Annotated in this window: 19 protein-coding genes and 4 pseudogenes; 14 read left to right on the top strand and 9 right to left on the bottom strand. The window is 59.9% G+C overall.

Features of this window, described 5'->3' with window-relative positions; all coding sequences use genetic code 11:
• Window positions 1-14: 14 nt before the first annotated feature.
• The 8 genes and pseudogenes from A8G00_RS10895 to A8G00_RS10865 all read left to right on the top strand — a co-directional run bounded on the left by A8G00_RS10895 (window position 15) and on the right by A8G00_RS10865 (window position 6,930).
• On the top strand, window positions 15-1,142 hold the full coding sequence (locus A8G00_RS10895; protein ID WP_103000670.1) for a glycosyltransferase family 2 protein: 1,128 nt from the start codon (window positions 15-17) through the stop codon (window positions 1,140-1,142).
• A gap of 86 nt (window positions 1,143-1,228) precedes the next feature.
• On the top strand, window positions 1,229-3,307 hold the full coding sequence (locus tag A8G00_RS10890) for a methyltransferase domain-containing protein (protein WP_216365614.1): 2,079 nt from the start codon (window positions 1,229-1,231) through the stop codon (window positions 3,305-3,307).
• Between the two features lie 497 nt (window positions 3,308-3,804).
• Window positions 3,805-4,218, top strand: a complete 414-nt coding sequence (locus A8G00_RS10885; RefSeq protein ID WP_216365613.1) for a copper resistance protein B — start codon at window positions 3,805-3,807, stop codon at window positions 4,216-4,218.
• 102 nt (window positions 4,219-4,320) lie between these two features.
• A pseudogene (locus A8G00_RS25620) lies at window positions 4,321-4,419 on the top strand (hypothetical protein); the annotation flags it as partial.
• Window positions 4,420-4,449: 30 nt separating this feature from the next.
• Entirely contained in the window at window positions 4,450-4,614 is a 165-nt protein-coding gene (locus A8G00_RS25615) for a hypothetical protein (RefSeq protein ID WP_253257972.1), read from the top strand.
• A gap of 30 nt (window positions 4,615-4,644) precedes the next feature.
• Window positions 4,645-4,956, top strand: a complete 312-nt coding sequence (gene tnpB, locus A8G00_RS10875) for an IS66 family insertion sequence element accessory protein TnpB (RefSeq protein WP_216365612.1) — start codon at window positions 4,645-4,647, stop codon at window positions 4,954-4,956.
• 60 nt (window positions 4,957-5,016) lie between these two features.
• A pseudogene (locus A8G00_RS10870) lies at window positions 5,017-6,596 on the top strand (IS66 family transposase); the annotation flags it as partial.
• A gap of 49 nt (window positions 6,597-6,645) precedes the next feature.
• Window positions 6,646-6,930, top strand: coding sequence for a copper resistance protein B (locus tag A8G00_RS10865; RefSeq protein WP_103000668.1), 285 nt, complete (start codon window positions 6,646-6,648; stop codon window positions 6,928-6,930).
• 145 nt (window positions 6,931-7,075) lie between these two features.
• On the opposite strand, the pseudogene A8G00_RS10860 reads toward A8G00_RS10865, so the two are convergent.
• The 5 genes and pseudogenes from A8G00_RS10860 to A8G00_RS10840 all read right to left on the bottom strand — a co-directional run bounded on the left by A8G00_RS10860 (window position 7,076) and on the right by A8G00_RS10840 (window position 9,490).
• A pseudogene (locus tag A8G00_RS10860) lies at window positions 7,076-7,560 on the bottom strand (Lrp/AsnC family transcriptional regulator).
• 240 nt (window positions 7,561-7,800) lie between these two features.
• Entirely contained in the window at window positions 7,801-8,469 is a 669-nt protein-coding gene (locus A8G00_RS10855) for an MIP/aquaporin family protein (protein WP_103000667.1), read from the bottom strand.
• Window positions 8,466-8,897: an arsenate reductase (glutaredoxin) gene (gene arsC, locus A8G00_RS10850; protein WP_044660227.1), complete on the bottom strand. Its 432-nt coding sequence runs from the start codon at window positions 8,895-8,897 to the stop codon at window positions 8,466-8,468. The genes A8G00_RS10855 and arsC overlap by 4 nt, the downstream gene beginning before the upstream one ends.
• A gap of 14 nt (window positions 8,898-8,911) precedes the next feature.
• Complete coding sequence (locus A8G00_RS10845) at window positions 8,912-9,241, bottom strand: helix-turn-helix transcriptional regulator (RefSeq protein ID WP_103000666.1); 330 nt, start codon at window positions 9,239-9,241, stop codon at window positions 8,912-8,914.
• Window positions 9,242-9,265: 24 nt separating this feature from the next.
• Window positions 9,266-9,490 (bottom strand): hypothetical protein, encoded by a 225-nt coding sequence (locus A8G00_RS10840; protein ID WP_103000665.1) that lies wholly within the window; start codon window positions 9,488-9,490, stop codon window positions 9,266-9,268.
• A 204-nt stretch (window positions 9,491-9,694) separates the two neighbouring features.
• On the opposite strand from A8G00_RS10840, the gene A8G00_RS10835 reads away from it, so the two are divergent.
• The 5 genes from A8G00_RS10835 (at window position 9,695) to A8G00_RS24790 (ending at window position 12,307) form a co-directional block, all read left to right on the top strand.
• Complete coding sequence (locus tag A8G00_RS10835; RefSeq protein WP_103000664.1) at window positions 9,695-10,147, top strand: helix-turn-helix transcriptional regulator; 453 nt, start codon at window positions 9,695-9,697, stop codon at window positions 10,145-10,147.
• 59 nt (window positions 10,148-10,206) lie between these two features.
• Window positions 10,207-10,590, top strand: a complete 384-nt coding sequence (locus tag A8G00_RS10830; RefSeq protein ID WP_048577276.1) for a hypothetical protein — start codon at window positions 10,207-10,209, stop codon at window positions 10,588-10,590.
• Between the two features lie 26 nt (window positions 10,591-10,616).
• Window positions 10,617-11,051, top strand: coding sequence for a hypothetical protein (locus A8G00_RS10825; protein ID WP_103000663.1), 435 nt, complete (start codon window positions 10,617-10,619; stop codon window positions 11,049-11,051).
• 5 nt (window positions 11,052-11,056) lie between these two features.
• On the top strand, window positions 11,057-11,575 hold the full coding sequence (locus tag A8G00_RS10820) for a hypothetical protein (protein WP_146032588.1): 519 nt from the start codon (window positions 11,057-11,059) through the stop codon (window positions 11,573-11,575).
• Between the two features lie 546 nt (window positions 11,576-12,121).
• The gene (locus A8G00_RS24790; protein WP_146032587.1) at window positions 12,122-12,307 is read left to right on the top strand and encodes a hypothetical protein; all 186 of its coding nucleotides are present in this window, start codon (window positions 12,122-12,124) and stop codon (window positions 12,305-12,307) included.
• A gap of 20 nt (window positions 12,308-12,327) precedes the next feature.
• Here the strand turns inward: A8G00_RS24790 and A8G00_RS10815 are convergent.
• A pseudogene (locus tag A8G00_RS10815) lies at window positions 12,328-13,878 on the bottom strand (ISL3 family transposase).
• 367 nt (window positions 13,879-14,245) lie between these two features.
• On the opposite strand from A8G00_RS10815, the gene A8G00_RS10810 reads away from it, so the two are divergent.
• On the top strand, window positions 14,246-16,099 hold the full coding sequence (locus A8G00_RS10810; RefSeq protein ID WP_103000662.1) for a HipA domain-containing protein: 1,854 nt from the start codon (window positions 14,246-14,248) through the stop codon (window positions 16,097-16,099).
• A gap of 410 nt (window positions 16,100-16,509) precedes the next feature.
• Here the strand turns inward: A8G00_RS10810 and A8G00_RS10805 are convergent, their stop codons facing one another.
• From A8G00_RS10805 to A8G00_RS10795, 3 genes are all read right to left on the bottom strand, one after another.
• Window positions 16,510-16,881, bottom strand: a complete 372-nt coding sequence (locus A8G00_RS10805) for a type II toxin-antitoxin system VapC family toxin (RefSeq protein ID WP_103000661.1) — start codon at window positions 16,879-16,881, stop codon at window positions 16,510-16,512.
• Window positions 16,878-17,075: a type II toxin-antitoxin system VapB family antitoxin gene (locus A8G00_RS10800; RefSeq protein WP_013041066.1), complete on the bottom strand. Its 198-nt coding sequence runs from the start codon at window positions 17,073-17,075 to the stop codon at window positions 16,878-16,880. Before A8G00_RS10800 ends, A8G00_RS10805 begins: the two co-directional genes overlap by 4 nt.
• 150 nt (window positions 17,076-17,225) lie before the next feature.
• A partial coding sequence (locus tag A8G00_RS10795; RefSeq protein ID WP_172451831.1) for a tyrosine-type recombinase/integrase occupies window positions 17,226-17,384 on the bottom strand: 159 nt, incomplete at its 5' end.

Here is a 17,384-nt window from a genome sequence, read left to right as displayed (position 1 = left end):
TCTGGGGGGATTCCATGCAGCAAGCTTTACATCGGCCCGAAATCGGCTCCGCCTTACGCCCGTTGGAGCTATGCGTGGTTGTGCCTGTACTCAATGAGCGGGCCAATATCGCCGAACTGATTGACCGTGTGAGCAATGTCCTGAGCGAGATTGAATGGGAGATCATGTTCGTCGACGACGGTTCTTGTGACGGCACCCCGGAACTAATCAGCCAGCTCGCCGCCACAGATCGCCGTATCCGGCTCATCCGGCGCTTCAATCGGCGCGGGCTTTCTTCTGCGGTGATCGAAGGCATGATGGCATCCACCGCACCCGTCGTTGCCGTGATCGACGGCGACTTGCAGCATGATGAGACACTGCTACCGAAGCTCTATCAATCCATTACCGAAGATCGCAACGATGTTGCCGTTGGCACCCGCTACACAGCCGAAGGTTCGATCGGGGAGTGGGATCGCAAACGCGCGTGGATCAGTGCATTTGCGACACGTCTTGCCGAAGCCATCGCACGGACGCCGCTCAGCGACCCTATGAGCGGATTTTTTGCGGTCCGTCGCGAGACAATTGCGGAACTGGCACCACGCCTTTCCGGCATCGGTTATAAAATTCTTCTCGACATCATGGCATCGGCGCCACGGCCATTGGAGGTGGCGGAATTTCCATACACTTTCCGCACGCGGCAACATGGAGAAAGCAAGCTCGACAACATAGTTGCGCTTCAATATCTGGAAATGCTGGCTGAAAAGCGGGTCGGACATTTGGTACCGATCAAGTTCCTCAAGTTCAGTTGCGTCGGTGCCTTGGGCTTGGGCGTTCACATGATAGTCTTGTTGACTCTTATCTCGGCTCATGCCGCCTTTGGTACGGCCCAGACGGTGGCCGTATTGACTGCGATGACATTCAACTTCCTGTTGAACAACAGCTTCACTTATCGGGATCAGCGATTGAAGGGGCTGCGAATGCTGACAGGTCTCCTTAGCTTCTATGCGATCTGCGGCCTGGGGGCGATTGCCAATGTCGGGGTAGGCGAAATGTTATTCGGCTCCCATTATGATTGGTGGTTTGCGGGGTTGGCCGGAGCGGCAGTTGGATCGGTATGGAATTATGTGATGGGTAGTCTGTTCACCTGGCGAAAGTCCAGCTGACTGCGCGCGTAGAAGACTTTTGCGCCTGTCGATGAAGTAAGAGCTGTATAAATTTCGCCGGTTTGGGCGGCATTCGGGGGGGCACGATGGATCAAGCTGAGACTGTTTCTGCTGACTGGGCTGTTTCGATAGACGATATGGCGGTCCAGGCTCCGATTAATGCTCGAATGCGAGAGAATCAGGGAGTTGCAGCCCGGCTGGTCGCGGCAAGCTCTCTTATGCTGTTCTTGGAATTGGCGTTGATCCGTTGGCTCGGGGCCAACGTGGTTCACCTGTCTTATTTCTCCAATTTCGTGCTGCTCGGATCATTCTTGGGGATCGGTGCCGGTTTTCTTGTCAGCCGCAAAAGCTGGTCGATCATCCCTGTTTCGTTGCCTCTCCTCACCATTCTGGTGATCGGTGTCTTGAAATTTCCAGTCAGCATTGAGCGTAGCGGATCTGATGTGATTTATTTCACGTCGCTGACCATCAGTGGTCCCCCGGCATGGCTTGCGCTACCTGTTGTATTCGCGCTGGTTGCGGTGATCCTTGCTGGACCGGCCGAGGCAGTCGGCCGATGCTTCGGCAAGATACCGCCTCTATGGGCCTATCGTTACGATCTCATCGGATCGCTGATCGGAATTATTGCCTTTTCCGCGCTGAGCTTCATGCAGGCGCCGCCAATATGCTGGGGGCTTATTGTCGTCTCCGTTTATCTGTGGCTGACTGATCGGCCACGACGGCTAGTCGCCTGCGCCTGGTCGATCGCGCTGGTCCTAATGCTTGGAGCAGAGACGTTGTCTCCCGGCGTGAGTTGGTCGCCCTATTACAAGATTACCACACAGGAGGTTCCCGACATTGGTGCCGCTGAGAAAGGCTTCCTGTTGATTAAGGCTAATGGCGTTCCACATCAACTGATGGCTCCGGCCCAATGGAAAATCGGGCAGGGCGAACGGATTTACGGAACGCCTTATCTTCGTCTTCCCGGCAACAGCCTAGAGAGTGTCTTGATTATCGGTGCTGGTTCAGGTTCCGATGTTGCGATCGCCCTCAAGGAAGGCGCGAAGCATGTCGATGCGGTGGATATCGACCCGCGCATTCTACAGATCGGTGCTGAGAAAAACATCGACCGTCCCTATGTAAGTTCAAGAGTGACCCGACACGTCAACGACGGCCGCGCCTTCTTGGAAAGCACGGACAGGAAATACGATCTGATTCTGTTCGCCTTGCCGGATTCCCTGACACTGGTTAGCGGAGCTTCCCAAATTCGTCTGGAATCCTTTCTGTTCACGAAAGAGGCGATGGAATCAGTACGTCGTCACCTCAAGCCGAACGGTGCTTTCGCGATGTACAATTATTATCGCGAGAAATGGCTGATTGATCGGTTAGCCGGTACAGCGGCGTCCACGTTCGGTCACGCTCCATGTGTCGACACCTTTAACGAAGCGCAGGCAGTGATCGCCGTCGCGATGAGGCAGACGGACCAGCGTTGTAAGCAGGCATGGGGTGTAGGTGCAGACCAGCGCGTTGCTCCGGCTACTGACAATGCTCCGTTCCTCTATTTCAAGGGTGGCTCATTCCCGCCGCTCTACACGGTCACTTTGTTCGCTATCCTGGCGGCATCGCTCTTGGCAGTGCGGGGTCTGGGCGGACCCATCCGGCAGATGCGACCTTATGCCGACCTGTTTTTCATGGGAGCGGCGTTCCTGCTCCTGGAAACGAAAAATGTCGCGACTTTCGCCCTGCTTTTCGGGACGACTTGGTTCGTCAATGCCCTGGTCTTCGCCGGCGTTCTGGTCGTCGTACTCGCTGCGGTTGAGACGACACGGAAGCTGCGCACTCCACCGCTTCCGGTGGTGTTTGCCGGGATTGCTGCGTCATTAGCGATTGCCTGGTATGTACGGCCAGAGTGGCTTCTGCCGTTGCCATTCTACCCGCGGCTGATCACCGCGACTGTTCTTGCATTTCTGCCGATTTTCCTGGCCAATATTGCGTTCGCAAAGAGGTTCCAGGAATCCTCTGACTCGCAATCGGCTTTTGCTATTAATCTGCTTGGAACGATCGTCGGCGGCTGTCTGGAGTATTCTGCGCTTTTCACAGGTTATTCCAATCTGTTGATCATCACTGGGCTACTCTATCTCATCGCATTCCTGCTGGTCCCACGGGCTAGCCAATCGTATTCATGAGGCTGTATGTGCGGGGTTGGCGGGAGTAGCGTAAGCCATTGGCTTGTTGCAGGAAATTGGGTATCTAGACCAAACTGCAACGAGGCAAAAAATGCCACAGGCCACACCCGCCGAGGGCGACGATAGCGCGCCTCTGATTCGTTTCCAGCGGTAGGACGCAAGAAACTCACGGGCGCCTTTGATGGCGGCCGGTTGACCTCGGACGGCGGCGTTCTTCTGCACAATGGAAACTAATTGTCTGGCGGGGGACCGCGCGTCTGCCAGTAGTCTGGTGATAGGTTCTGCTTCTGGCTCTGCGCCTCGCATCGCGGCATAAGCTGCCGCGCGCCAGTAATAATTTGCCATCCTAGGGGGCAGTGGAAGCGCGTCTTCGCGCGATAACACCGTACGCTGGCCATTATTGTTCTTCCATGCCGCAACGGGGATCGGGACAGAAACGGCGCTTCTTCGGTGTCGCCTTGCCGGCGCTGTGTTTCGCAGCCATTTGCTCGCCAGTGATGGCGCAGAATGAAGGAAAGAGCGCGTCGACCTTGTCGGGCGGCTTCGACCTGATCGAAACGCGGATGGGGAAGGGGGACGATGCCTTTCTTCTCGACGGGACCTTTTCCTACGGCGGTGCGACCGATCAGGTCATGCTGGTGACTCAGGGAGGCGGAGCGCTGGGCGGTCAGATCGATGAGGTGCAGGCGCGCCTCTTCTTTGGACATACGGTGAGAAACATGACGTGGTTGGCGGGTGTGCGGAAGGATTTCAAACCCCATCCGCGCGACCTCCACGCCGCGATCGGAGTGCAGGGCACAGTGGGCTCGCGCCTTAGCTGGGAGAGCTACCTCTTCCTCTCGGACGATGCGCAACTGACAGGTGAAGGGCAACTCATCTGTATCGCTCCGGTGAGGGCCGCCTTGCGGTGATCGGCTGATATTTCGAGATGGCACTGGTGCAAGCGCCGGTGTTTGCACCGATACTAAGGACGGTGCGATGAGCCAGATCACAGTAATTTCAGGGCCGGAGCGGTGCCGGGTGTGGAGCGACGAACAGAAGCGAGAGCTGGTCGCGGCAGTCTCGGCGCCGGGGCGAACGTAGCGGAGATTGCCCGCCGTGCTGATCTACGGCCGAACCAGATCTACAGGTGGCGGCGACAGATGGAGCAGGCAGCGCAGGGCTTTGCCGAGGTGCAGGTGCATCCTGATCCGGCACCGGTCATTGGGACGGCGATTGTCGTGGAGTTCGAGCGGGCGATCGTGCGCATTCCCGCTGGCGCATCCCCTGGGCTGGTTTCGGCAGTGCTGCGGTCGGTCAAGCCGTGATCCCAGTTCCCTCCGGCGTTCGGATATGGATTGCAACAGGGCACACGGACATGCGGCGCGGCATGCGCAGCCTGGCCCTGCAGGTGCAGCAGAGTTTCGGACGCGATCCCTTCGCGGGCGATCTCTACATTCCGGGGGCGCCGCGGCGACCTCTGCAAGATCATCTGGCATGATGGCATCGGCATGTCGCTTTATGCCAAGCGTCTCGAGCGCGGGAAGTACATCTGGCCCTCTGCGGTGGACGGCGTGATTGCCATTTCTCCCTCGCAGATGGCCTGCATGTTGGAGGCGATCGACTGGCGTAATCCGCAGGCTACATGGCGCCCGACATTGGCCGGATAAAAGCCACGGCATGACCTAAGAAGCTAGGGATTCCGGTGCTTTTTGGCTATGCCATTGGCCATGGGGACCGAAGCGCAAGCAGAGATCGACAGCCTTCGCGAGCGGCTTGCCGCTGCCGAGGCTGTCGCCGCTGAAGTCGCCCGCATCAAGGCGATCAACGCCGACCTGGAAGCCCGTAACGCCCTTCTCGAACTGCAGAACGAGAAGATGCGTCGCACCCTTTTTGGCCAGCGATCCGAACGCACGTGCCATCTGCTCGACCAGATGGAACTGACCTTCGAAGAGTGCGAGACCGGCGCCAGCGAAGATGAGCTCCTGGCTGCCCTGGCAGCGGCAAAGACCAACGTCGCGCCGTTCGAGCGCAAGCGGCCCGCCCGCAAGCCCTTGCCCGAGCATCTGCCGCGCGAGCGCGTCGTCATCGCCGCGCCCGAGGCCTGCCCCTGCTGCGGCTCGGATCGGCTGTGCAAGCTGGGTGAGGATATTACCGAGACACTTGAGGTCGTGCCGCGCCAATGGAAGGTGGTCCAGACCGTGCGGGAGAAGTTCTCCTGTCGTGTTTGCGAGAAGATCACGCAGCCGCCGGCGCCGTTCCATGTGACGCCTCGCGGGCTCTTTGGTCCCAGCTTCCTGGCGATGCTGCTGTTCGAGAAGTTCGGCGCGCATCAGCCGCTCAACCGCCAGCGGGACCGCTATGCCCGGGAAGGCGTGGATCTGAGCCTTTCCAACCTGGCCGATCAGGTCGGCGCCTGCACCGCCGCGCTGATGCCGCTCTATCTGCTGATCGAAGCCTAGGTCCTGGCGGCCGAGCGACTGCATGGGGACGATACGACGGTGCCGGTGCTGGTCAAGACCAAGACCGCTACGGGCCGGATCTGGACCTATGTCCGGATGATCGACCTTTTGGCGGACCTGCGCCGCCCGCAGCGATCTTCCATTATTCCCGCGACCGGCGGGGCGAGCATCCTGTGGGCCATCTTCGCAGTTGGAGAGGCATTCTTCAGGCCGATGCCTATGCCGGCTATAATGCGTTGTTCCATGCCGACCGCCTGCCGGCGCCGCTCACCCGCGCCCTGTGCTGGAGCCATGCGCGCCGCTATTTCTTCGAGCTGGCCGATGTCGCCGCGCAGCTCAAGAAGCGCCGCAAAAAGGCCGTCATCTCGCCGCTGGCGGTGGAGGCGGTCCGCCGTATCGACGCGATCTTCGACATTGAGCGCGCCATCAACGGCAGACCAGCCCAGGAGCGCCTCGCCCTTCGGCAGGAGCTCAGCGCTCCGCTGGTTGCCGATATGGAAGAATGGATGCGCGACAACCGGTCAAAGCTGTCAAAGAACAGCGATGTGGCCGAGGCCATGGATTACATGCTCAAGGCTTGGCCGGCCTTCGCCGCGTTCCTCGATGATGGCCGCATCTGCCTCTCGAACAACGCGGCGGAACGCGCGCTGAGAAGTATCGCATTGGGCAGAAAATCGTGGCTCTTCGCTGGTTCAGACCGCGGCGGCCAGCGCACCGCCTTCATGCTGAGCCTCATCGGCACAGCAAAGCTCAACGATATCGATCCGCAGGGCTGGCTCGCCGACGTTCTCGCGCGCATCGCCGACATCCCCCAGAACCGTCTCCACGAACTGCTGCCCTGGAACTGGGCACCGCAGAGGATCAACGCGAAGCCGCCTGATCTGTGGCCTTCACCGAATGCCTACACTCATCTATCAGGTGCCGATCACAGGGCGGCTCTATCTCGAACCACGCGTGTCGGTGGGATGGTCCGCGCAGGGCGCAGATGGACAGGGCATGGCCTCCGGCCTCACCGAAGGCGAAGGGACGCTCCGCCTCCGCTATCGGCTGACGCCCAAGATCAATATCTATACAGCGGTGATCCATGAACGACTGCTTGGCGGCACCCGTCGGCTGGCGCGTCAGTCGGGCGATGCGTCGCATTCGACCATGGCGGTGATCGGGTTCGGCTTCAGCCTGTGACTTCTCAGATCTGCCAGGGTTCGGCTCTGGCGGCATGTCGCGAACCCATCGGCGTCGCAAGCTCGATCGGCGCCGGGCGGTAAATTTCCGGCAGTGGGCACGAGCCTGCCGCAACAGCTGCGATCATGGAAGCAGGCGGCCCCCCCTACTCCGCACCGCCAAATAGGCGCCCGATCGGAAAGCCGTCGCGCATGATTGGAGAACCCAGAACGATATAGCTGAAATATTTCTCGATGCCCGCGTCGCTCTCCAGCAGCCCCTCGATGATGCGCTGATAATGGCTGACGCTGCGGGCGACGACCTTCAGAAAATAGTCATAGCCTCCGCTGACATGTGGCACTTGACGATTTCGCATACTTCCCTCGCTCGCGCGAGGAAGCGCCCGAAATCGGCAACGCGGTGATCGGCCAATGTCACCTCCGTGAACACCATCAGGTAATCGCCCATTTTCTCAAGCGCGACCCGCGCACCGTAGGATTTTATGTAACCTGCATCCTCCAGCCTCTTCAGCCGGCTGAGACATGGACTGGCGGACAAGCCGATGGCGTTCGCCAGACCGACGTTCGTGACGCGACCCTGTTCCTGGAGATAGGACAATATCTTTAAATCCAACCGGTCCAGTTTTTCCATTGCACGCTCCACCCGCGCGATCCGCGCGGCCAATGCTATGATTTTTCGGTCGGCAGAATCCATCGGCTCGATACGTCCAAGCCTGCTATTTGGATTGTACAAAGCTCCTAAACCGCAGAATCTTTGGCGGCATTACCGCATGATGGACCGGCAGACCCCTTGGCCTGCCGAAATCAGATGGGACGGGGAAACAGACCAGCGAAATGAAGCTCGACCGGATCGTATCGAAGAAGATCCAATCTAAGCGGTTTCGCTATGCGGTTCCGCGAAGATCGTGTCGGCAACGAAGTGCGCGGCCAGCGCGCCGACAAGCTGGGCAGCGACGAAGGCGGGCACGCAGGCCGGGGCGATCCCGGCGAAGCTGTTGCTCAACGACCGGGCGATGGTGATTGCAGGATTGGCGAAGCTGGTCGCCGAGGTGAACCAATAGGCTGCGGTGATGTAGAGCGCGACGCTGATGGGGATGCTCTCGGGCCGCATCTTCGCCGTTCCGAGGACGGCGAGGATCAGCCCGAATGTCGCGATGGCTTCGCCCGCGAGCTGGCCGGGACCGCTGCGGATCTTGGCCGACAATTGGAGGATCGGCACGTCGAACATCAGATGCGCGAGCCAGACGCCAACTATGCCGCCAACGAGTTGGGCAGCAACGTAAGCGATAGCCGTATCGGTGCGGATGTGGCCGCGCAGCCGCATGACCAGCGTGACGGCCGGGTTCATATGGGAACCGGACACCGGCCCGAACATCGTGATGAGGACGAACAGAATCGCGCCGGTCGCGAGCGTATTGCCGAGAAGGGCAATGGCGACGTTCCCGCCGGCAAGCCGCTCGGCCATGATGCCCGAGCCGATGACCGTGGCGAACAGCATGAAGCTGCCCGCCGCCTCGGCGAAGACGGCACGCCGGGTCACGCGGCCGTTATGCGGTTCCCCGCCCCATCGACGACCTGCTCGCCGTCCTCCTTCGCGAAGGCTCCGCGCTGCGCATCCGGCAGGATGTCGAGCACTGCCTCGGACGGCCGGCAGAGCTTCACGCCGAGCGGCGTCACCACCAGCGGACGATTGATGAGAATGGGGTGCGCCATCATCGCGTCGATCAAGGTTTCATCGGATAATGTATCGTCACCCAGGCCGAGGTCGGCATAAGGCGTGCCTTTCTCGCGCAGGAGTGCGCGCGGCGTCATGCCGGCGCGCTCGATCATTTCGATGAGCAGTGCGCGCGACGGCGGTGTCCTCAGATATTCGACGACATGCGGCTCGACCCCCGAATTACGGATCAGCGCCAGCGTGTTCCGCGAAGTTCCGCAGCCGGGATTGTGATAGATGACGATGGTGGTCACGGGCGCCCGGTCCTTCAGCAACAAGTGAGGTCGGCGAGCAGCGGCTCGCAGAGTTCGGCGCGGCCCTGACAGCAATCCTTGGCGAGAAAGATCATGAGGCCGCGAAGCGTGTCGATATTGGCGCGCTGAATCTGATGCCGGCCGCGCTTGTCGGCGCTGACGAGGCCAGCCTTCGCCAGAACAGCGAGATGGGTGGAAAGGGTGCTTTGGCTCAGGCCGCTGGCTTCCACGAGCGCCCCCGTGGACAGACCGTCGGGCTCATGCCGGACGAGCAGGCGAAAGGCATCGAGCCGCGTGGGGTGTGCGAGCGCCGCAAGAGCTTTGAGAGCGAGGTTCGGATCCATGCATCGGATTTATCCGATGGGTTTTCATCTGGCAATATGCATCGACATTTCCCGATAGATTAGAGTGATCACCATCGTCTTGCCGTCTATGGAAGACTTGGCGGCCCTTCCCATTGCATCGATGCAGATTTCTTGAGCCGTTGCCGCAACCAGGTGAGGCCGGGTGCCTGATGGTGTTGCATCATCACCCGCATGTTCGGCAATGGGATAGGGGGGCTCGAAGATGTCGAGAGACAGCGCCCCAGCCATGACGCACGCCAGTCTTTCGTGCGGTCGAGCAGACCAAGCCGGCCTGTTCATGAATCACAATACTATCTAATTTGGCGTCGAATCGCTTGCCCCACGCTGCGCTGAGGGAGGGGCAGCCTTGCACCATGGCGGAATGAATATGCGAATGAAATTTGGCGCCCCGGTCGATTTGCGCGCCATCGTCCCTACGCCGGATATAAGCACATGAGCGACCCGGACATCTCGCGCCTCACTGACAAGCAGAAAGAATGCCTTCGCTTGGTCGCCCAGAATCTCAACACCAAGCAGATCGCCAGGCAGATCGGCAAATCAGATCATGCGGTGAACCAGCGGGTGCGCCAGGCATTGCGCGCGCTGGGGGTTGCCGATCGTTTCGAAGCCGCCCGCATCCTCTCTGAGGTGGAGGGACGGCAGACATATCAGCCATTGATATATCAACCGGAAGAGGTTGCCCTCGCCCCGCAAATGTCGATTGTTGGGGGGCAGGAGATGCCGGTCGAACATCAAGCGCTGCGCATCCCTCCGCTGGGAGGCCGAGACAATGATCTAGATGCGTTGCAACGCATGAAGTGGATCCTGAGCCTGGCGCTCATGATCGGCGGAACGGTTGCCGCGCTTGTCGCGGCCGGCCTGTGGATCATGTCTTTCTTTTCATAGCGGTCGCGCGTTCAGACAATCCGACTTTCAAGACGACGCTCGTCGTCCAAGGAGATCCCATGTCCAAAGCTGACAGCCCCATGCCGCTTAGCAAAAATGCCGCCCAGACGGTGGTCACCGACCTGAACATGGCTTACGCCAAGCTCGACGATTTACTCGCCCACACGCTCCGGGCCAGCGCGAACATGATCGAAGTGGGGCGGTCCATGGGACTTGATCCTCTAAGCGGGCAGAAGATTTTTTCCGACCTTACACGCTGTACAAACGCCATATTGCAAAGCCGCCAGAGCCTGGTCGAGGCGCATAGCAAGGCGCACCGCATCCGCAAGCGCTCCGAGGTCGCCGACGAGAATCTTTTTGGCTGCCCCCGGGAGAAAATGCAGAGCGGCAAGGCGGGCGTGCCGTCGCTGTTCGGCGATATGCCCGGCAGTGCCGCCGCCTGAGAGGCCGCCTATCTCGGGGAAGTCGAATGGATCTGTCCGCCGCCTTCAATGCAGCTCTGATCTGCATAGCGCTTTATGTCTGGCTCCAAGGTGGCTGGGCAGGAAAAGCAGGTGCCTTGCTCGTCATGCTGGCGAGCGTGCTCACCTATATCGGAATGGGTGGCCATCATCCATTCGGCAAGCCCAACCCTCTGGTGTTCAGCGGCGACCTGCTGCTGCTGATCGGGTTCATCTATCTCGCGCTGACCTCGTCACGATGGTGGCCGATCTGGGCAGCGGCCTTCCAATTCAATGGCGTCTGTTCGCACCTGGTTGCCTGGGCAGCGCCCAAGCTGGTTTCCAAGGTCTACTACAGCATGACCACCGCCTGGGGCATTCCCATCCTGATCGTCATGGCCGTCGGCGTGCTGATGGATCAACGTGCCTCGAGGAGGCTCGAAAATGGGGGGATTCAAGGATGACCGCCATGTTCGGCCAACGCGCAGCACTGCTCCGCCCCACGGATCTGAAGGCGATCGAAAACGATCTTGCCCGCCTCAGCGAAACCATCCGATCGCTGACGGGACCCTCCGAAATCCTTGTCGATGCCGGGGGGCAGGAAACCTCTTCTTCGATGGATGACGTGGCGGAGAAGCGTCTTGGCTCCCTGGCGCGGCGTTTGTTGCGGGAAAGCGATGCTCGGCAGGCGGTGTTACCGTTCGGCATCACCGTCGATCCGGCCTGGCATATGCTGCTGGACCTTTTCGCTGCCGAAACAGAGGGGAAGGCCATTTCAGTGAGCAGCGCCTGCATCGCTTCGGGAGCGCCGCATACGACGGCGCTGCGCTATCTCAATCAGCTGTGCGAGAAGGGGGCCGTGATCCGGGCGCCGGATACCGTGGATGGCCGCCGGATGCATATTCATCTGGCGGAGGAGTTCCGCTCTCGAATACGCGACTATCTCGTCCTGGTGGCCGAGGGGCGGGAGGAGCATCAAACCCCGTAATAGCTGCCAGTTTGAGTGACCAATATGAACCCATCTCTCAGCAAGTCTTTGATTCCTGATGAGACATGGCCAAAGATAAGCGCTATCCTTCATTTATCCCGAGCCAAGAAGCCACAGGGTCGCGTTCCCGCCTCTTCGTGCCTCCCTCCACGAAGAGGCGGGACAATTTTCATCAGGGCCACCCGATTTGCATTTTGGCGGGCAATCCATCTGCCATGCCGCCACTGACATGACTTTGTTCATGAAGGTCGTTCCGGATAGATATTACGGCACTCGCGCGATAAGGAGCCATTTCGTCGCTGGCATGCGTATATGCTGGCGGGGTAAGGGCCAGGGTGGCAATTTAGGATTATGTCGGTGGACGCATAGCGCCGCATCCAAAGCCGTTCCATCTGCGCGATGGACGACTCGGTCAGAAAGGCGCAATATCATTGCTCTTCTCCCCCTTTGGAAGAAGTCTTGGCCCCGCCTTCGTCCCCCTACTGAGGCGGGGCCATTTTCAGTAGCTGTCAGTTGCGTCGGCGGCGGCCGCAAAGTCGCTCATCCGTGGGCGACACCATCGCCAGCCCCGCCTCGAAAGTGCTCACACCGGGCATCTTTTTTCGAACCATCACTGCTTGGTCGAAAATGGACGGTCTGCTCGCCCTCGAACCCTTACTAGCCGGTGCGGCATGCCAGGCAGTGCGTTTCCGATCAATCAAGCTGTGGATCGGCGTGCAATATGGGCTCTGACGCAATTTTGATGACGGAGGTCATGTCGCCGCCGCGATCAGTCTGGCCTCAAGGAGGTCAAGCTTGGCTCGGCCGTACATCTGCCGCTTGACGAGCTTGAGCTTGGTGATCTGGCCTTCGGTCTGCCCGTTTGACCAGTTCGAGGCGATCGCGGCCCGAACGGCATCAATGTCTTTGATCATGCCGCGGGCGAAGGAGTTCACCAAGCTCTGACGTGCCCTTTCAAGCCAGGCATCGAGAGAGGAGACCGCTTTCTTGCGCAGCATGACATGGAAGGCGTCGGTGATGTCGCGTGCCTCGACGAGTTCGGGGACGGATTCCTCGATCGCCGCGACGGTGATCGTTTCAGCTCTCGACAGAGCTTCGCGCTCTACCATCATCAGCCGCGCGATGGTTCGAGCTGACGGAACCCGATGCAATCCCTCCGCTTTTTCCGCTCGCCGCTTCCGCGTTGCCCATTCGGTCACTACCCGAAGCGAGCCGCCGAAGCCCTGCTGCCGCATCGGCCGCCAAAGCTCTGCAGCATTGCGCTGGCCACCAGCCCATTCGGCATCGAGCCAAGGCAACCAGGCTTCAAGGGAGTTTTCCCGAGTGCGGAAGATATCGGTCCGCTGACCACGCAACACAGCCCGCACATACCCTCGGCTGCGCCCGGTCCGGCGAACGATCTCCTTGATAGCGAGCCCAGATTTTGCCTGCTTCAAAATGACCTCGTTGTTCTCCTGCCGGCGAAGATAGCCCTCATATTGTAAGCGTTCCGCCGCCGTGAGCAGCTCCGGATTAACGATGGTCGTGCCGATCGCCGTACGGATTTCGCGCATCGAGCAGCGAACCGCATCGAGAAAGGCGTGGCTGGCATTTTCCATCAGATGCCAACGATCAGCCACTTGCTGGGCGTGGGGAAGGGCCTGGGCGGTGGCTAACGTATATCCACCTCCGCGGTCCCGGGCGACGACCTCAATCTGTGGTTGTCCCACGAGCCAGCCGCGTGCGGTGGCCGGTTCCCGGTCGGAGAGCAAACGGATCGGCCTACGCCGTTCTAGATCGCAAATAATTGTTCCGTAACGCTGATTGCGCCGTGATGCCTAATCGTCAATGCCGACCACCGTGGGTGCAGCATGTTCAGGACGGCCACGGCGACGGATCGACCGCAGAAGCGTATCCTTGCTGACGGGCGCCATCAGCCGATTGGCAAAACGAGCGCCGGGCCGGCCGCCAAGTGCCAGGCCGAGATGAAAGACCAGTACACCGAGCCTACTGGTTCGGCGCGCCCAGGTTCACGACCTCTGTATCGAAGCGCTCGGCGAAATACGTCTGGCACAGTTCGCTGTCCGACAGCGGAATCTCCGCGCATTGAGAACCAGACGAACGGATCGGCCGGCCAGCGGAAGGTCACCCAGCCGCCGAGAGTAATGGCTATGCACCGCCGCCGCCTTCACGTCGCAGCTTGGGCACCGAGAATATGGCTTTGCCGAACGAACCGCGATTTCCATCACCGCTCCAGCATTGTCGACCTGTTCTACCACCAGGCCCGCTGGCACCAACGCTCCATTACGCAATCGACGAGGCATGCTGCTGATCCTCCATGGAAAATCAGCCAAACCCTACCAGCCAGTTGCATCAAATATGAGTCAGAGCCCCGTTCGGACGCCGATTGACAGTTGAAAGGGCGGCGGGTTTCGACATTAACCTGCTATAAATCACCCATATCGCGATTTATAGAAACGAGCATCGGGACCGTCGGAGAAGCCTTCGTTTGGGGTCGATCAAGGGCGGCGGTGGAGATGACTGCGGACCCGCTCGACGCCCGCTGCTGCTAGGTCCGTCGGCGTGCTCCGCTCTGGCCTTTGGAATTTCACGCATGTCAGATGCGAGATAATTCTTGCCTATTCCGTCAGCCAGTGGAATTATCGCGTATCTGAAATGCGAGATAATCTTATGACGATCCATCTGGTCGGCGAGACCATCGATGCCAAGCGCGCGCACCAGCGCGCGCGAGCCGGCGAGCTCGTGCAACTCGTGCGGGGCGTATATGTCGATCAAAATGTCGATGCAGACGCTGCCATATTGAATCATGCGATCAGGATCGCCCATTATCTCTATCCCCATGCCTACCTTTCGTCGGCGAGCGCCGTGCTGCTTGCGCCGACACCCGATGGCCGGCTCTTTATCAGCGGCAGGCGCAACCAGCGCACGAGGCTGCGCAGCTTTGAGATCGTTCAGAACGAAGCGCCACCGCATCCTTCGACCGCGTCAGCAGTGATCGGCGACGATCTGGGCGAGTTGCGCATCGACGCGTCCTCACCCCGACAGCGCTTTCTGGAAGCCTTTCGCCTGCGCAGCGAGCATGCCAGTGCCATTACTGCCGAAATGCGCGTCCAGATGGCTGCGCGCCTCGTCGAGGAGCATGGCACGCCTAAGGATGCAGCCGATGCAGTCTGGGCGCTCGCGCGTGAAAATGGCTGGTATCGCGAAGGCGAAGGTGCGGAACGCTTCTTATTGGCGCAGCCGAGCACATCCAAAGCACCCGTCAACAAGGCGGCGCTGGATCTGATGATCGCATGGCATGGCGAGCCGCTCGGCCGCCTGACTCATGACGGCTTTGAGTGGCGCTGGAAGCCGGCTCGGCGTTCAGGGCCGGGGCTCGTCCGGGAGACAACGCCCGGGAAACTTCCGGCATTTGTCGAGTCCCTCTTACCGGAAGGCTGGCTCGCCCGGGTGCTTCACGAGCGCGACGAGCGCGCGGCGTTGAAGCGTGGGCGGCGTTATATGTCGAACATCACCGTGGTAGAAGCCCGCGACGGGCTGGCGGCACTGCCGGCGGACATTCTCACGACGAGGCTGAACGGCTTTATCGACGCAGGCCGCTTCACCGGCCGCTATGATGGCCCGGCGCGCGGCGCAATCAAGGAGGGCTTCGAGCAGAACCTCGCGCGCATATTCGCTCGCGCAGAAACGCCGCGCCTGTCGGGCGTCCAGATCAAGGCACCGATGCATCTGACGCCCGATGGCGTACTCCTCCCGGCCATCGGCCTGCCATTCACCCATATCCTCAAGCCGGCAGGCACCGCTGGCTTCGAGATGTTGCCGATTGTGGAATGGCTCTGCCTTGAACTTGGCCGCGCCGCAGGTTTTGCAGCGCCTGACGTGGCCCTGACGGCGATGCCCGATGGCATGACCCCCGCGCTCGTTGTGGAGCGGTTCGACATCCGCCGGGGGCCAGATGATCAGAGGCAGATCGCGCTTGAGGATTTCTGCTCGGTCTTGGATCTTCCCGCGGCGGCCAAATATGATGGGACGATGGAGCGGATGGCGCGCGGACTGCGGCCGCTGTCGACCGCCCCTGCGGCCGATCTCAACATTCTCTTCCGCCGCGCGGTTTTCGCCTGGCTGATCGCCGATGGCGACATGCATCTCAAGAACCTCGCGCTGCTCAAAATCGCAGAACCGGATGCCAGGGTCTTCACCTCTGTTCGTTTCGCCCCGCTTTATGATGCAGTCACGACGCGGGTATTCCCGGGTCTCGGCGCCGATCGCATGGCGTTAAAGCTCAACGGCAAGGACGATCGGCTGATGCGCCGAGATTTCATGACGTTGGCGCGCACGATCGGCCTGCCCCAAAGCGATGCGGAGAGAGCCATTGCTGAATTGACCGGCAGCCTCGCACAAGCCGTCGAAACCATCCGCCTACCGGCTTTCGCGGCGGAGGCCGAGGCCGCTATTACCGTCCAAGGTCAAGTATTGGCCATTATCGGCGAGCGCTGCACCGCGCTTGCCGGCGATACGGGTTAGCGAGCAGGCCGATCGGGACAGCGCATTGACCGTGGCGAGCTGATCCTGTTTCCAGTGTAACTGGGGCCAGCGGTTCCCTAATGTATGTCGCCATATTCTCCGCATTTTGCGCGGAGATAAAGAGTGCCAATCTCCGCAGGGTAGCCTCACCAGACACATACTGGCTTCTTGCCCTTCCATCTGGCGGGTCGGCGAGGCGGCAGATTGAAGATTATTACGCTCTGAACGGTCTGCCAGAGCGCACACCGGATGCTTTGCTTGCCGATTTCATCGCCCGCCAGTTTGGCTTTGCAACTGATACCAGATTTTCAGACTGTTTGAAGCATATGGTGTTCAGTCAGTGCCTAAAAGGCACCGCGCGGTTCAACTGGATTCCGCCCAAGCCGGTGCCGGAGATCAAGCCGCCGAGGCTAGTGATCCAGATTCGCGTCCACGCCCAGACGCAAGGCCGCGGCCCGCAACCGCTTGTCACGTGTCCAGAATTGCACGTCAGGCGTTAGAAGGGTTGCTGCCAGCAGGTGTGCATCGATGTAGCCGATGCCAATACCGAATAGCCTATGAAGGTCTATGAAGGCATGAACTTCCTCGTCGTGCGCGACGAGAACTGATGGCAATCCACGTAGCGCTTCGAGAATGAGGTCTCTTTGCCGAAGGCTGCCCAGTGCCAACTCCCCGATGACGAAAGGATGGGAGAGAACCTGCCGTTTGCTGAGCGATTGGGAAAGGACGGGATCATCATGACGCAAATGATCAATCCAGACGGAAGTGTCGACCAAGATCATACAGGATCGGGGCGTCGGCGTGGCGCGGCTTCACCATGAGGCTCAGTGCCACCAAGGCGGACAAGCCGCGCTGAGCTCTCCCTTTCTATGAGGGCTTTCAGCGCTTCGCGAACGAGTGACGATTTTTCGGTCAGGCCGGTGAAAGCCTGTGCCTTCGCGACAAGCTCATCATCGAGAGCGACTGTAGTCCGCATAAAACTGCTCCTTTTCAGGCACGAAACATAGCATCAAATGGTGCTATTTCCAGTGACTTCGTTGATCGTTTGGAGTTATTATTTCCGCGCAAAAATGGAGCAGACCGCGCGGCGTGCCCCAAATCTCGCCTTGGTCCAGACGACCCCACCTCAGCTTAGCCTGTTGATGGACTCGCGCATGTGATCGACGCTGACGCTGGAATAGCGCTGGACCATGCGCAGCGACTTCCAGCCGCCCATGTTCATGATGGTGATGAGGTCGATCCCGGCCATGACGCAGTGCGATGCCCAGTGGTGTCGCCAGTCATG

Source organism: Sphingobium sp. SA916 (assembly GCF_002894065.1).
In the GTDB taxonomy this organism is placed as follows: Bacteria; Pseudomonadota; Alphaproteobacteria; order Sphingomonadales; family Sphingomonadaceae; genus Sphingobium; species Sphingobium fuliginis.
Note: the sequence above shows the minus strand (reverse complement) of the source record. Positions and strands in the feature narration are given on the sequence as shown.

Excerpts from the sequence above, each read along its gene's own strand:
- A8G00_RS10835 (WP_103000664.1), top strand. The coding sequence starts at position 9,695 with ATGAGCGACCCGGACATCTCGCGCCTCACTGACAAGCAGAAAGAATGC.
- A8G00_RS10845 (WP_103000666.1), bottom strand. The coding sequence starts at position 9,241 with ATGGATCCGAACCTCGCTCTCAAAGCTCTTGCGGCGCTCGCACACCCC.
- A8G00_RS10840 (WP_103000665.1), bottom strand. The coding sequence starts at position 9,490 with ATGGCTGGGGCGCTGTCTCTCGACATCTTCGAGCCCCCCTATCCCATT.
- A8G00_RS10885 (WP_216365613.1), top strand. The coding sequence starts at position 3,805 with ATGGCGCAGAATGAAGGAAAGAGCGCGTCGACCTTGTCGGGCGGCTTC.
- A8G00_RS10895 (WP_103000670.1), top strand. The coding sequence starts at position 15 with ATGCAGCAAGCTTTACATCGGCCCGAAATCGGCTCCGCCTTACGCCCG.
- A8G00_RS10865 (WP_103000668.1), top strand. The coding sequence starts at position 6,646 with ATGCCTACACTCATCTATCAGGTGCCGATCACAGGGCGGCTCTATCTC.
- A8G00_RS10805 (WP_103000661.1), bottom strand. The coding sequence starts at position 16,881 with ATGATCTTGGTCGACACTTCCGTCTGGATTGATCATTTGCGTCATGAT.
- A8G00_RS10825 (WP_103000663.1), top strand. The coding sequence starts at position 10,617 with ATGGATCTGTCCGCCGCCTTCAATGCAGCTCTGATCTGCATAGCGCTT.
- A8G00_RS10890 (WP_216365614.1), top strand. The coding sequence starts at position 1,229 with ATGGATCAAGCTGAGACTGTTTCTGCTGACTGGGCTGTTTCGATAGAC.
- A8G00_RS10830 (WP_048577276.1), top strand. The coding sequence starts at position 10,207 with ATGTCCAAAGCTGACAGCCCCATGCCGCTTAGCAAAAATGCCGCCCAG.
- A8G00_RS10810 (WP_103000662.1), top strand. The coding sequence starts at position 14,246 with ATGACGATCCATCTGGTCGGCGAGACCATCGATGCCAAGCGCGCGCAC.
- A8G00_RS10800 (WP_013041066.1), bottom strand. The coding sequence starts at position 17,075 with ATGCGGACTACAGTCGCTCTCGATGATGAGCTTGTCGCGAAGGCACAG.
- A8G00_RS25615 (WP_253257972.1), top strand. The coding sequence starts at position 4,450 with ATGGAGCAGGCAGCGCAGGGCTTTGCCGAGGTGCAGGTGCATCCTGAT.
- A8G00_RS10820 (WP_146032588.1), top strand. The coding sequence starts at position 11,057 with ATGTTCGGCCAACGCGCAGCACTGCTCCGCCCCACGGATCTGAAGGCG.